The organism is Luteimonas viscosa (assembly GCF_008244685.1).
GTDB classification, from domain to species: Bacteria; Pseudomonadota; Gammaproteobacteria; order Xanthomonadales; family Xanthomonadaceae; genus Luteimonas; species Luteimonas viscosa.
The window spans coordinates 480,261-494,729 of sequence record NZ_VTFT01000002.1; the positions used below are offsets into that span (position 1 = coordinate 480,261).

The window sequence follows — 14,469 nt, forward strand, 5'->3', positions numbered from 1 at the left end:
AGGGACTGCGCGGCAGTGTCGGTCATCCGTGGCGCCGCGCACAGGGTGGCTCGGCCGTGGGCCGTGCCGGGTGCTCGCTTGCGCAGGCACGGCGCATGGCGCTAGCCTCCGTGCAGGGGACGTACAACGAGGGAAGACAGGGATGACGATCCGGGTGTTCATGGTCGACGACCATGCGCTGGTCCGCGCGGGAATGCGCATGATTCTTTCGGGTGAAACCGACATCGAGGTGGTGGGCGAGGCGGAGAGCGGAGAGAGCGCGCTGCCGATGATCCGCAAGCTCAAGCCCGACGTGGTGCTGTGCGACCTGCACCTGCCGGGTGTGAGTGGCCTGGAGGTGACCGAACGCGTGGTCAAGGGCCGGCACGCCAAGGTGATCGTGGTGTCGGTGCTGGAAGACGGACCGATGCCGCGCAAGCTGATCGAGGCCGGCGCGTCGGGCTACGTCGGCAAGGGCGGCGACTCGGCCGAGCTGTTGCGCGCGGTCCGCGACGTCGCGCGCGGCAGGCGCTACCTCGCCAGCGGCATCGCGCAGAAGCTCGCGCTGGCCGGACTGATCGGCGGTGGTTCGCCTTTCGACGAGCTGTCGCCGCGCGAACTGGAGATCGCGATGCTGCTCGTGCAGGGGCTGCGCCAGGAAGAGATCGCGAAGAAGCTCAGCCTCAGCCCGAAGACGGTCAACACGCACAAGTCGCGGCTGTTCCAGAAGCTGCAGATCGAGGACAACATCGCGCTGGCGCGGCTGGCGAGCCAGTACGGCCTGGTCGATCCGTCGCAGGTGCTGTAGCGGTTCGCGTCGGCGCTGCGTCGCGACCGACCTGTTGCGGGCGCGGAGCCGTCGACCCCGAACGGGTGGACGACGCACGTGGCGGCGATCGCGCCGGCGCAAACGCAGCGGCGCGGGCGGCGAGGCCCGGGCGGATCAGCGGTGCCGCAGGCGCGCGGCGCGAGTGCGGCGTACGGCGTACGGGCCGATCGAGTGAAACGGCGCGCCGCCCGCACGCGGTCTTTCGACCACCCGCGGGTCCGCAGGTCGATACAGCCGGCCCGGGTCCAGCCGCGATCGGCATGGACCCGGGCCACGGGCGTCAGGCGCTGCGGGTGGCGCCTTCTCCGGCCGGGTCCTCGCGTTCGTCGTTGGCGCTGTCGACGACTTCGACCGCTTCGACCGAGTCTGCAGCTTCGGCAGCGGGCGAGGCGTCCTGCTGCGCCACCAACGGTGCCGGTGCCGGTGCGGGTGCATCGAACAGGCCCGGCGCGATGTCGGCCTGCGGCAGCGGTGCGGTTGCGGCGGCTTCCACCGCCTCGGGAGCTGCCTGCGCGGCGGATGCGACGGCCTCGATTCCGGCGTCCGCATCGGCGACCAGGGGCTGCGCGGGCGGCGCGGGCATCGCGGCGTCGCCGACGGGCGCACTGGCGACGGGGGCGTCGGGTCGGGCGTCCACCGCATCGCGCGGCAGCGGCTCCGCGGACACGTTCGCCGGGACAGGCCCGGCGGCGACATCCGCCACCGGACGTGGTACGGCATCCGCCGCGGTGTCGTCCGCGGCACCGGCTGCCTGCGGCGGTTCGATCACGGGTGAGGGCATGCGAGACGATGCGGCGTCTGCCGTGCGCCGTGGCGCGCCCGTCGGCTCGCTGGCGGATCCGCCCGTTGCCTGCGCGGGAAGGGCTGCCGCATCCCTCGCGGCGCCCGGCTCATCGAACTCGAACTCGGGCTGGCTGCGCTGTGCGAGCACCTTCGCGGCCGCATCGACCTCGTCGTTCTCTTCCTCGCCGTCCGCGTCGGTGTCGTCGATGCCGTCGGCGGAGAGGCCCGTCGCTGTCTCGCCTGCTCCGCGACGGCGGCGGCGCCCACCGCGGCGGCCGCGGCGACGGCGGCCACCGGCGGCGGCATCGTCGCCGCCCGCAGCGCCTGGCGCCTCGTCGGTGCCGGCGTCGGCCGCCATCGGATTGATCGCGGTCGCGTCTTCCCGTTGCGCCTCGTCTGTCGCGAGCGGCGCCTGGACTGCGATGCCGGCGAGTGCGGGCGCCTTGTCCGAAGCGGCTTCCGCGACCGGTGTCGCGTGCTGTTCCGTCGCTTCCGGGGCTTCAGCTGCCTTGGGCGACGAGGACTTCTGCGCCGGCCTGGGCTTCTTCTGCGACTGGGGCTGGCCGGGCTGCGCCGCGGGCTGGCGCGCCTGCTGGCCGCGGGCCTGCTGACCCTGGCGCGGCTCCTTCTGCGACTGCGCGGCCGCCTGCGCCGTTCCCTCGCGACGGGGAGACCTGCCGTTGCGCGGCTCCCGGCGGGCGGCGCCGCTGCGCTCGCCCCGATCGTTCCGCTCGCCGCGCGCCGGGCGCTCGCCGCGCTGCGACGGGGCGGCCTGCGGTGCAGGTGCGGGGGTCGCAACCGGTTCGCTGCCGAGGATCCGCTTGACCCAGCCGAACAGGCCACCGGCGGCGACGGGTGCGGCCACGGGCACCGGTGCCGGGGCCGGCGCCGGAGCGGGCGCCGGAGCCACGGGCTCGGGCTGCGGTTCGCGGACCGGCGCGGGCTGCGACGGACGCACGTTGGTGACCGCGGGCGCAGGCACGTTGAGATTGTTCTTGGTCAGCGCGATCGTCGCCACCCTGCGCGGCGTGCCGCGCTGGTAGCTCGGACGCGCCGACTCCTCGCCCAGTTCGTTCTCGCGCAGGCGCGTGACCTCGTAGTGCGGAGTATGCAGCTGTTCGTCGGCGACGATGACGATCGGCGCGTCGTGGCGCTTCTCGATCTCGGCCAGCGCGCCGCGCTTCTCGTTGAGCAGGAAGTTGGCGATCTCCACCGGCGCCTGCACCAGCACCTGGCCGGTGTTGTCCTTCATCGCGTGCTCCTCGGCGACGCGGATGATCGACAGGCTCAGCGATTCGACGCTGCGCATGCGGCCGTGGCCCTCGCAGCGCGGGCACACGATCTGGCTCGACTCGCCCAGCGAGGCGCGCAGGCGCTGGCGGCTCATCTCGAGCAGGCCGAACTTCGAGATCCGGCCCAGCTGCACGCGCGCGCGGTCGTACTTGAGCGCGTTCTGCAGCCTGTTCTCGACCTCGCGCTGGTGCTTGCCCGAGTCCATGTCGATGAAGTCGATCACCACCAGGCCGCCCAGGTCGCGCAGCCGCATCTGGCGCGCGACTTCCTCGGCCGCCTCCAGGTTGGTGTTGAACGCGGTGGTCTCGATGTCGGCGCCCTTGGTGGCGCGCGCGGAGTTGACGTCGATCGCGGTCAGGGCTTCGGTCTGGTCGATCACCAGCGCACCGCCCGAGGGCAGGCGCACCGTGCGCTCGTAGGCCGCCTCGATCTGCGATTCGATCTGGTAGCGGTTGAACAGCGGGACATCGTCGGTGTAGTGCTTGAGCTTGCGCAGGTTGTGCGGCATCACCTGCTCGACGAAATCCTTCGCCTCCTCGAACATCTCGGGCGTGTCGACCAGGATCTCGCCGATGTCGGCGCGCATGTAGTCGCGCAGCGCGCGGGTGATCAGGCGCGACTCCTGGTAGATCAGGAACGGCGAGGGCTTGCTCAGCGCGGCGCCGGCGATCGCGCGCCAGATCGAGAGCAGGTAGTCGAGGTCCCACTGCAGTTCTTCGGCGTCGCGGCCGACGCCGGCGGTGCGGATGATCACGCCCATCTCGTCGGGGATGGTCAGCGCGTCCATCGCCTTCTTCAACTCGGCGCGGTCGTCGCCCTCGATCCGGCGCGAGACGCCGCCGGCGGTGGGCGAGTTCGGCATCAGCACCATGTAGCGGCCGGCCAGCGAGATGAACGTGGTCAGGGCGGCGCCCTTGTTGCCGCGCTCTTCCTTGTCGACCTGGACCACGACTTCCTGGCCTTCGCGCAGGAGTTCCTTGATGTTGCCGGAGCGGTGGTCGGCGCCGGCCTGGAAGTAGTCGCGGGAGATTTCCTTCAGCGGCAGGAAGCCGTGGCGTTCGGCGCCGTATTCGACGAAGGCCGCCTCGAGGGACGGTTCGAGCCGGGTGATGCGGCCCTTGTAGATGTTCGATTTCTTCTGTTCGCGGGACGGCTGTTCGATGTCGATGTCGTACAGGGACTGGCCGTCGACGATGGCCACGCGCAGTTCTTCGGCCTGCGTGGCGTTGATGAGCATTCGCTTCATGGTTGCGTTCCTCGCGCTACTCGCTGCCCCCGTCCTTGCGGGTGGGGGCAGGCGCGCGGAACGCCGGGGCGTTTCGCCTGGAGCTTCGGTTGGCCGCCAGCCGCGCAAGCGCAGCGGCGATCCCGGGTTTCCAGCGCTACGACACCACGGCGGACCGCGGGAGCGCTTCAATTCAAAAAAGTGTTGCAGGGCCGGCGGCTGACGCGGGACGGCCTTTCGGGCCGGCTCTCGCGCCGCACGGGACATGTTCAGCACCGCTGCCTTCGCAGAGGGCGATGTCCGGAACTGCCGTCCAGCCGCTAACATGGCCGCCCCGGGGGCGGTGGTCGCGCACTCGACGGGTCTCGCGGAAGGCGGGCTTTCGGCCCGGGAATCTTCCAGCGAAATCAGCACCTTATCTCGCCCGCCGAGTGTATCAGATAAAGCATGACAATGAACGAGACCCGGTCCCAGCCCGCCCCCGGCGGCGGCGTGCGCACCGTCCGGGTGGACCCCGAGCGGGCCGGCCAGCGCCTGGACAACTTCCTGCTGTCCCAGCTCAAGGGGGCGCCGAAGTCGCTGGTCTACAAGATCGTGCGCAGCGGCCAGGTGCGGGTGAACGGTGGCCGGGCCAAGCCGGAGACCCGGCTGCAGGGGGGCGACCAGGTGCGGATCCCACCGGTACGTCTCGGCGAAGCAGGAGACAGGGGAACGCCGGCGAAAGGCCTGCTGGCGGCGATGGCGGCCAGCATCGTCCACGAGGACGCGCGCCTGCTGGCGATCAGCAAGCCTTCCGGGGTCGCCAGCCACGGCGGCAGCGGGATCAGCTTCGGCGTGATCGAGACCCTGCGCGCGCTGCGTCCCGGCGAGCCGCTGGAGCTGGTGCACCGGCTGGACCGGGACACCTCCGGCCTGATGGTCATCGCCAAGAAGCGCTCGGCGCTGCGCGAACTGCAGGCCCTGATGCGTGAGGAAGGCGGCATCGCCAAGCGCTACCTGGCCCTGCTGGCCGGGCGCATGCCCGACGGGGTGATGAGCGTGGACTCACCGCTGCACATCGGCCTGCGCCAGGGCGGCGAACGGCACGTGCAGGTGCATGCGGACGGCAAGCCGTCGCTGAGCCACTTCCGGGTGCTCGAGCGCCGCGGCGGGCATTCCTACTGCGAGGTGCGGATCGAGACCGGCCGCACCCACCAGATCCGCGTGCACGCGCAGCACATCGGCCACCCGGTGGCCGGAGACGACAAGTACGGGGCGGTCGAGGTCAACCAGCGCCTGCGCGAACAGGCGGGCCTGACGCGGCTGTTCCTGCACGCGGCCTCGCTCGAGTTCGCGCTCGACGGCGGCGCGGCGCCCTACGTGCTCAGCGCGCCGCTGGCGCCGGAGCTGGTCGAGGTGCTGGACCGGCTGGGCTGAAGCCCGGATGGCAGGTGCGTCCCGTCAGGCCCGTTCCGGTGCGGGCGCCGGCATCCTTCGCAACCACGCATCGAGGTCGCGGGTCGGCCTGGGGTCCGAAGGGCCTTGCGGGCCGGGCCCGGTCAGGCCGCGAGTGCGTCCGCCTTGGCCGCGCAGATGAAGTCGTTCTCGCTCAGCCCGCCAACATCGTGGGTGGAGAAGCGCACCACGCAGCGATCGTAGTGCACGCCGAGGTCTGGGTGGTGGTCCTCGCGATGGGCGAGGTAGGCCAGCGCATTCACGAACGCCATCGTCCGGTAATAATCTTCGAACGTGAAGGTCTTCGTCAGTGCGCGACCGTTCTCGGCGAGCTCCCAGCCGGGGATCTCCGGCAGCAGTTCGCGGATGCGGGCTTCTCCGAGCCGGTGTTCGCCACCGCGGCGCGGAAGGCAGTGGGCCTGGACGAGCGGGATCAGGTCCGACATGGCGGAATCTCCTGTGGATGGCGGCGCCACGAATGAACGGATCGTGTGCGGGGGCGCCTGCCGCGGCGCGGCGTGCGGGCATCTCGCGGGGCTGGCCCTAGAATACGTCGAAACACGGAACCGACCATGATCCAGATTTCCGACAATGCGCAGGCGCATTTCCGCAAGCTGATCGAACGCGAGGCGCTGCCCGGCCTCGGCGTGCGCCTGGCCGCGGTGCACCCAGGCACGGCGCGGGCCGACGTGCGGCTCGAGTTCACCGAGCCGGCCGACCTGCAGGGCGACGAATGGGCGATCGACTGCGAGGGCTTCACGCTCTGGCTGGACCCGGAGAGCGCGCCGTTCCTCGATGGCGCCCAGATCGATTACGAGTCGCGCGCCACCGGCGGCCAGCTGCAGATCCGCGCGCCGAAGATCAAGGGCGAGGCGCCGCCGGAATCGGCATCGATGGTCGAACGCGTGCGCTGGCTGATCGAGTCCGAGATCAACCCGCAGCTGGCCATGCACCGCGGCCATGTCGCGCTGCAGGAAATCACCGCCGAAGGCGTGGTGGTGCTGCGCTTCGGCGGCGGTTGCCACGGCTGCGGCATGGTCGACGTGACCCTGAAGCAGGGCATCGAGCGCACGCTGATGGACAAGGTGCCCGGCGTGACCGCGGTGCGCGATGCGACCGACCACGAGACCGGGACGGCGCCCTACATGCCGCGCGCGGACTGACGGAACGCGCGCCGGGTGTACTCGTCCAGCGAACTGATCGAGGCGGTCCGGCGCTCGCGGCGCAAGGGACGTTCGATCCGCCCGCCGCGGCCGGTCGGGCAGTTCCCCCCGGGCTGGGACGAGTGGTTCGCGTCGGCGCGCGTGGAGGTGCGCCGGATCGCGGTGGTGGCGCAGGACCTGGTGTCGGTGTTCCTCGCCCGCCAGCCGGTGTATCCGCGGGGCTACCGCCGGCTCAACGGCCTGCAGGCGTTCGCCCGGTTGTGGCGGGCCGACTGGCGCGAACGACCCGCGCCCGATCGCCGCACGCGCGTGTTCGCGATCGGCACGTCGGTGCTGCTGCACATGGTGTGGCTGCAGCTGATGATCATGTTCATGGTCGGGCGTTTCCCGAGCGACGAGGCCGAGGCCGAGCGGCTGGGCGAGAACATCACCCAGGTGGAGTTCATCGGCGAGGGCACGCCGCAGGATGAAGGCGGTGGTTCGCAACAGGCCGAACTGACGGTGCCGCAGGTGGCGGCCAGCCCGGAACCGGCCGCCGCGGCACCGGCAGCGAGTGCGCCGCAGGCTTCGCCGCCAGCGCCTCCGCCGTCGGTGGCCGAGGTGGAACCCGCGCCGGAGCAGCCGCCGCCGGTCGCCGCGCAACCGCTCGAGGTGACCGATACGCCGCAGCCCGACAGCGACTTCGTGCTGGTGCCACCGACCATCGACGTCCCCCGGCCGCCGGTGCTGGCCACGCCCGAGCTGAGCGCGCCAGCGCCCGAGGTGCGCCTGGTCGAAGTGCCGACGGTGACGCCACCGCCGCAGATCCGGCCATTGCCGCGTCGCGACGTCAACGTGCCCGACGTGCGCCAGCCGGAGCTTGAGATCGTCGAGCGCGCCGTGCCTACGCCCGCGCCGGAGATCGCGCTGCGCGTTCCGCGCAGCACGACGCCGGCCATCCCCGAACTGCAGCGCGACGGGCCTGCGGTCACCCAGCGCGAGATCGAATTGCGCGCCCCCCGCCCGGCGGCCGGCGCCGCCGAAAACGCAACCGACAGCACCGCGCAGGGCACGCCCGCCGCCAGCGGCACTGCGCCTTCGTCCTCGACCGAAGCCGGTGGCCGACGCCAGAGCGGGCAGGGCGCGACGCCCTCGGCCGCCACGGCGGGTGCGGGACCGGCATCGAGCCCGGCGCCGGGTGCGCTGCCTTCGCCGCGGCGTGGCGACGACTGGGGCGATTCCGACCGCAACGTGCCGGGCGGGCAGTCGGGAAGCCCTTCGGGCCTGTTCAACGCCGACGGCAGTCCGCGCCTTGCGGGCAGCGCCGGCGACGTCGGCGGCGGCCTGCCGCCCGGCACGATCACCGAGGATTTCGAAAAGATCGACCGCAGGGGAACCTGGCTCAAGCGCCCGCCGATCGGCTACGAGCCGAGCGCCTTCGACCGCTTCTGGGTGCCGCACGAGACCCTGCTGCAGGAATGGGTCCGGCGCAGCATCAAGGAGGTGCTGATCCCGATTCCCGGCACCGGCAAGCGCATCCGCTGCACCGTGGCCATGCTCATGCTGGGCGGCGCCTGCGGGATCAGCGATCCGAACATGCTCGACGTCGAGGCCGAGGCGCGCGAGCCGCCGGACGTGCCGTTCAAGCGCGAGCTGCAGGAAGACCAGGACAGCCTGGGCCCGGCGCCGGCCACGCCCTGAGGCGACCTGCCGGAAGCGAAGGCGTCGTGCATGATCCGCGTGCGCGACGTGGGTGGTCTTCGCGTCGAGGCGAGTCCTAGCGAAAGGCCTCCGTTCCGGCAGTGAACCAAGACCTCTGCAACCGCGGGCGCGCTCCGGCGGGGGTCTGCGCGCGACAGCGGGTACACGAAGCTCCCGGGACGGGAGCGGTGAGCGAATGAAAAAAGGCCCGCGATCCGCGGGCCTTGCTCGATCCTGACGGCGGGCGGCGGGCGGCGGGCGGCGGGCGCCCGGCCCCGATCTCAATGCGCGCCGTGCAGATCCCGCAATTGCGAAGGACGCGAGGCGAAATACGCGGCGAGGTCGGCGATCTGCTGGTCGCTGAGGTTGGCCGCCTGCTGCGACATCAGCGCGTGCTCGCGCCTGCCGTCCCGGTACTGCACGATCGCGTGCTCGAGATAGTCGTAATACTGGCCCCCCAGCTTGGGGTAGGTGTCGTCCAGCGGCGCGTTGCCGTCGGCGCCGTGGCAGTCGATGCACGACTGTCCCGTGGCCTGGCCCTTGGCGTTGGCCAGGGTTTCGCCTTCGGCGACGCGGCCCTTGGGCAGGCCGGCCGAGGAGGACATCTGCTCGCCGTCGGCGTGTCCGGTTCCGGACTCGCCGCCGCAGGCGGCCAGCGCGAGGGAGAACAGCAGCGCGACGGCCAGCCGGCCGATGCGGTCGGGACGGGCGGTGGCGCGGCTCATGGCTTCAGCTCCGACAGGAAGGCGGCGATATCGGCGATGTCCTGGTCGGAAAAACTCTGCGCCTGCGCTTCCATCGTCGGGTGCGTGCGGGTGCCTTTCCTGTACTCGGTCAGCGCATTGACGAGGTAGACCGCCGACTGGCCGCCGATCCGCGGGACGTGGTAGGTCGGATAGACGTTCTTGTAGCCGACGATGCCGTGGCAGCCCTGGCAGGTGTAGGTCAGCAGGCGCCCGGTCTCGGCATCACCCGTCAGGGCGGCGGGAACGGCCGCCGGCGGCGGCGTGGCGGGGGCGGGCGCTTCAGCGGTTTCGGCCGGCGACGCTTCGGCTGGAACTGCTTCGGCCGGGGGTGTTTCGGCATCCTGGGCCGGCGCGGTGCGTGGCAGGGAAGCCAGCGCAAGCAAGGCAACGGCGAGGCCGGCGGCGATCGTCAACGGTCGCGTCATGGAGTGTGTCCGCAATCCTGGTGGCTGTATGGCTTGAGGTATCGGAATGGGCGACGACGTGCATCGGCGCGCAATCGGGCCAGTATAGCTTGCGCTCCACCGACTGTTAACGGATCGCGAAGCGGCGCGCCGGTGCGCACACGCGGGCATGCACTGCGCTTGCGGCCGGTGTGCAACCGCGTCGGTCACGTCCGTATCCCTGCCGCCGTCGAAAGACCTGCCGCCGGGAGTCACCATGACCTTCGGCGGATACCGCCCGCAGTCAGGGTGATATACCTTGCTACAACACCATAGGGGTCTGGCCAAATCCATGTATACGAACCGAATCTTCCCGGCATTCCGCCCGGTCCTGGTCATCGGCACGCTTGCGGCCGCGCTGCTGCTGGCCGGCTGCAAGGGTGGCGCCGACGCCCAGGCCAAGGATGCGGAAGACAAGGGGCCGGACCCGATCCCGGTCGAGGTCGAGAAGGTCGCGCGGCGTGCGATCGCGGCCAGCTATGCCAACACCGCCACCCTCGAACCCCTTGCCGAATCGCAGGTGGTCGCCAAGACCTCGGGCGTGGCGCTGGAGGTGCTGGTGGAGGAAGGCCAAGCGGTCCGCGCCGGGCAGCCGCTGGTGCGTCTGGACGCCGACCGCGCCCGCCTGCAGGCCGCGCAGAGTTCCGCGCAGTTGCGCAAGCTCGAGGCCAACTTCAAGCGCGCGCAACAGCTCGAAGCGCAACAGATGGTCAGCGCCAACGATCTCGACCAGTTGCGCTACGACCTGGAGAACGCGCGCGCGGTGAACCGCCTCGCCAACCTCGAGCTGTCGTACACCCACGTGGTCGCGCCGATCTCGGGCGTGATCGCCTCGCGCGACATCAAGCCGGGCAACTTCGTGCAGATCAATTCGCCGATCTTCCGGATCGTCGACAGCAGCCGGCTCGAGGCCACGCTCAACGTGCCCGAGCGCGAGGTCGCCAAGCTCAAGCCGGGGCAGCGCGTGGAACTGGTCGCCGACGCGCTGCCCGGCAAGCGTTTCACCGGCACCGTGGATCGGGTGTCGCCGGTGGTGGACACCGGGACCGGCACCTTCCGCGTGGTCACCGCGTTCGCCGGCGACGGCGGGCTGCAGCCGGGCATGTTCAGCCGGCTGTCGATCAATTACGACCAGCGCGCGGACGCGCTGGTGGTGCCGCGCGTCTCGCTGCTCGAGGATGGCGGCGAACCGGCGGTGTATGCGGTCCGCGACGGCAAGGCCTCGCGGGTCGCGGTGACGCTCGGTTATGCGGACGGCGGCTGGATCGAGGTGCGCGAGGGACTGGAAGAGGGCGATGCCGTGGTCGTCGCCGGCAAGGCCGCGCTGCGCGAAGGCAGCGCGGTGCAGGTGCTGGGCGAGGCCGCGGCCGACAAGGCGAAGCCGGAGCCGGCCGCGGCGGCGCGGGCGGGCAACTGATGGGCCCGCACGATCCGCCGCCCGGGGGCGGCTTCGACCTGGTCGAGTTCGCCACGCGGCGCCGCGTCACCATCGCGATGATGACGCTGACCCTGGTGCTGTTCGGCCTGATCTCGCTGTCGGGCCTGAAGGTGGAACTGCTGCCCGACCTGAGTTACCCCACGCTGACCGTGCGCACCGACTACGAAGGCGCCGCGCCGGCGGAAGTCGAGACCCTGATCTCGCAGCCGGCGGAAGAGGCGCTGGGCGTGGTCAAGGGACTGCGCAAGCTCAAGTCGATCTCGCGTACCGGCCAGAGCGATGTCGTGCTCGAGTTCGCCTGGGGCACCGACATGGAGCAGGCCGGGCTCGACGTGCGCGACAAGATGGAGACGCTGCAGCTGCCGCTGGAAGCGTCGCCGCCGGTGCTGCTGCGCTTCAACCCGTCGACCCAGCCGATCATGCGCCTGGCGTTGTCGTCCACCCAGGAAGGCGGCAGCGAGGCGGATGCCGTGCGTCGCCTGATGGAGCTGCGCCGCTATGCCGACGACGACCTCAAGCGCAAGCTCGAGCCGGTGGCCGGCGTCGCCGCGGTCAAGGTCGGTGGCGGGCTCGAGGACGAGATCCAGGTCGACATCGACCAGCGCCGGCTGGCCCAGCTCGGCCTGTCGCTGGACAACGTGATCGAACGATTGCAGCAGGAAAACGTCAACCTCTCCGGCGGACGCCTGGAGGAAGGCTCGCAGCGTTACCTGGTGCGCACGGTCAACCAGTTCGCCACGGTAGAGCAGATCGGCGAGATGCTGCTCACCACCGCGGGTGGCGCGTCCGCTGCGTCGTCCACCGGCGAGAACCAGCAACTGATGACCGCGATCCTGGGCAGCCGCGATCCCAACGTGATCGCGGCGTTGCGCAGCGACGGCGGTGGTGGCGGCACCTCGCCGGTGCGTCTGCGCGACGTGGCGCAGGTGCGCCAGGGCTACAAGGAGCGCGAGGCGGTGATCCGCAGCGCCGGCCACGAGGCGGTCGAGCTGGCGGTCTACAAGGAAGGCGATGCCAATACCGTGTCCACCGCCGACGCGCTCGAAGCGCGGCTGGAACTGGTCCGCGAACAACTGCCGCGCGACATCGAGATGACCGTGGTCGAGGACCAGTCGGTCTTCATCCGGCACGCGATCCGCGACGTCAAGGTCGATGCGGTGATCGGCGGCGTGCTCGCGATCCTGATCATCTTCCTGTTCCTGCGCGACGGCTGGAGCACGTTCGTGATCTCGCTGTCGCTGCCGATCTCGATCATCACCACGTTCTTCTTCATGGGCCAGCTGGGCCTGAGCCTCAACCTGATGTCGCTGGGCGGGCTCGCGCTGGCGACCGGGCTGGTGGTCGACGACTCGATCGTCGTGCTCGAATCGGTGGCCAAGGCGCGCGAGCGCGGACTGGGCATCCTGGAAGCGGCGATCTCGGGCACGCGCGAAGTATTCATGGCGGTGGTGGCCTCGACCCTGACCACGATCGCGGTGTTCCTGCCGCTGGTGTTCGTCGAGGGCATCGCCGGGCAGCTGTTCCGCGACCAGGCGTTGACCGTTTCGATCGCGATCGCGGTCTCGCTGGTGGTGTCGATGACCCTGATCCCGATGCTCAGCGCGCTCAAGGACCGGCCACCGATGGCGTTCCCCGAAGAGGAACCGCATCCGCAGTGGCGTCCGGCCAGCCGCTGGAAGAAGCCGGTCGCCGCCACCGGACGGGGCATCGGCGCGACCATCCGGGGTCTGTTCTTCGCCGCGGCGTGGGCGCTGGTGCGCTTGTGGCGCGGCCTGGTCGCCGTGGTCGGGCCGGTGATGCGCAAGGCCAGCGACCTGGCGATGGCGCCCTACAACCGCGCCGAGGCGCGCTACCTGCGGATGCTGCCGGCGGCGCTGGCGCGGCCCTGGCCGGTGCTCGCCGGCGCGGCGCTGGCGTTCGCGCTGACCGTCGCGGCGCTGCCGTTCCTGGGCCTGGACCTGATCCCGCAGCTGGCCCAGGACCGGTTCGAGATGACCGCCAAGCTGCCGCCGGGCACCCCGCTGGCGCAGACCGACGCGCTGGTGCGCGACGTGCAGCGCAAGCATGCCGACGAGGAGGGCGTGCGCCTGCTGTATGGCGTCTCCGGAACCGGCACCCGGCTCGACGCCAGCCCGACCGAGAGCGGCGAGAACATCGGCAAGCTGTCGGTGGTGATGGACGACACCTCGCGCGAGGCGGCGCTGGTCGAGCGCCTGCGCACCACCATGCAGGCCTATCCCTCGGCGCAGGTGGATTTCGCGCGGCCGGAACTGTTCTCGCTGTCGCCGCCGCTGGAGATCGAGATCGAGGGCAGCGACCTCGAGGCGATCCGCGTCGCCGGCGTCCGCCTCGCCGGACTGATGCGCGCCAACCCGAACTACGCCGACGTCACCTCGACGGTGGAGCAGGGGTTCCCGGAGATCCAGGTCGTGTTCGACCAGGACCGCGCCGCCGCGCTGGGCCTGACAACGCGCCAGATCGCGGACGCGGTGGTGAACAAGGTGCGCGGCAACGTCGCCACCCGCTACAGCTTCCGCGACCGCAAGATCGACGTGCTGGTGCGGGTGCGGGAGTCCGAGCGCTCCTCGGTGGACGACATCCGGCGCCTGATCGTCAACCCGACCGGCGGCAACCCGGTGGAGTTGGCCTCGGTCGCCGACGTGGTCTCGACCTCCGGCCCGAGCGAGATCCACCGCGCCGACCAGCGCCGCGTCGCGATCGTTTCGGCCAACCTGCGCGACATCGACCTCGGCACCGCGATCGCGGACGTGGAGAAGATGGTGGCCGACAACCCGCTCGGCGCCGACGTGGTGATGCGCATGGGCGGGCAGGGCGAGGAACTGGGCGACTCGGTGCGCTCGCTGCTGTTCGCGTTCGGGCTCGCGGTGTTCCTGGTCTACCTGGTCATGGCCTCGCAGTTCGAATCGCTGCTGCATCCGTTCGTGATCCTGTTCACCATCCCGCTGGCGATGGTCGGCGCGGTCGCGGCGCTCATGCTCACCCGTTCGCCGATCTCGGTGGTGGTGTTCATCGGCCTGATCCTGCTGGTGGGGCTGGTGGTGAAGAACGCGATCATCCTGATCGACAAGGTCAACCAGTTGCGCGAGGCCGGCGTGGCCAAGCGCGAGGCACTGGTGGAGGGCGCGCGTTCGCGCCTGCGGCCGATCATGATGACCACGCTGACGGCGGTGTTCGGCTTCATGCCGCTGGCGCTGGCCTTCGGCGAGGGCGCGGAGGTGCGCTCGCCGATGGCGATCACCGTGATCGGCGGGCTGCTGGTGTCGACCCTGCTGACCCTGCTGGTGATCCCGGTGGTCTACGACCTGCTCGACCGCAAGCCCGACGAGCACTACGCGCAACGTGGCCGCCGCGCGCGCACCACCGCCGCGCAGGTCGCCGAAGTGCTGTCGCACGAGCACGATGCGCTGGACGGACCGGGTGCCAGGGGCTGATGCG

10 protein-coding genes are annotated in these 14,469 nt (G+C 70.9%); 6 read left to right on the forward strand and 4 right to left on the reverse strand.

Annotated features, from left to right (window positions below):
• Positions 1–142: 142 nt before the first annotated feature.
• Positions 143–787 (forward strand): response regulator, encoded by a 645-nt coding sequence (locus tag FZO89_RS16745; protein ID WP_149104562.1) that lies wholly within the window; start codon positions 143–145, stop codon positions 785–787.
• 301 nt (positions 788–1,088) lie between these two features.
• On the opposite strand, the gene FZO89_RS16750 is transcribed toward FZO89_RS16745, so the two are convergent.
• On the reverse strand, positions 1,089–4,130 hold the full coding sequence (locus tag FZO89_RS16750) for a ribonuclease E/G (protein WP_149104563.1): 3,042 nt from the start codon (positions 4,128–4,130) through the stop codon (positions 1,089–1,091).
• 432 nt (positions 4,131–4,562) lie between these two features.
• Here FZO89_RS16750 and FZO89_RS16755 point away from each other — a divergent pair, with 432 nt between their 5' ends.
• Positions 4,563–5,525, forward strand: coding sequence for an RluA family pseudouridine synthase (locus FZO89_RS16755; protein WP_425480489.1), 963 nt, complete (start codon positions 4,563–4,565; stop codon positions 5,523–5,525).
• A gap of 122 nt (positions 5,526–5,647) precedes the next feature.
• On the opposite strand, the gene FZO89_RS16760 is transcribed toward FZO89_RS16755, so the two are convergent.
• Positions 5,648–5,989, reverse strand: a complete 342-nt coding sequence (locus tag FZO89_RS16760; protein ID WP_149104565.1) for a 4a-hydroxytetrahydrobiopterin dehydratase — start codon at positions 5,987–5,989, stop codon at positions 5,648–5,650.
• Positions 5,990–6,115: 126 nt separating this feature from the next.
• Between FZO89_RS16760 and FZO89_RS16765 the strand changes: the two genes are divergently transcribed.
• On the forward strand, positions 6,116–6,706 hold the full coding sequence (locus tag FZO89_RS16765) for an NfuA family Fe-S biogenesis protein (RefSeq protein WP_149104566.1): 591 nt from the start codon (positions 6,116–6,118) through the stop codon (positions 6,704–6,706).
• 15 nt (positions 6,707–6,721) lie between these two features.
• Positions 6,722–8,386, forward strand: coding sequence for a hypothetical protein (locus tag FZO89_RS16770; RefSeq protein WP_149104567.1), 1,665 nt, complete (start codon positions 6,722–6,724; stop codon positions 8,384–8,386).
• A gap of 281 nt (positions 8,387–8,667) precedes the next feature.
• Here the strand turns inward: FZO89_RS16770 and FZO89_RS16775 are convergent, their stop codons facing one another.
• Entirely contained in the window at positions 8,668–9,111 is a 444-nt protein-coding gene (locus FZO89_RS16775) for a c-type cytochrome (protein WP_149104568.1), read from the reverse strand.
• Positions 9,108–9,557, reverse strand: coding sequence for a c-type cytochrome (locus tag FZO89_RS16780; protein WP_149104569.1), 450 nt, complete (start codon positions 9,555–9,557; stop codon positions 9,108–9,110). Before FZO89_RS16780 ends, FZO89_RS16775 begins: the two co-directional genes overlap by 4 nt.
• Before the next feature lie 310 nt (positions 9,558–9,867).
• Here FZO89_RS16780 and FZO89_RS16785 point away from each other — a divergent pair, with 310 nt between their 5' ends.
• Positions 9,868–10,992 (forward strand): efflux RND transporter periplasmic adaptor subunit, encoded by a 1,125-nt coding sequence (locus FZO89_RS16785; RefSeq protein WP_149104570.1) that lies wholly within the window; start codon positions 9,868–9,870, stop codon positions 10,990–10,992.
• On the forward strand, positions 10,992–14,465 hold the full coding sequence (locus FZO89_RS16790; protein ID WP_149104571.1) for an efflux RND transporter permease subunit: 3,474 nt from the start codon (positions 10,992–10,994) through the stop codon (positions 14,463–14,465). Before FZO89_RS16785 ends, FZO89_RS16790 begins: the two co-directional genes overlap by 1 nt.
• Positions 14,466–14,469 lie beyond the last annotated feature (4 nt).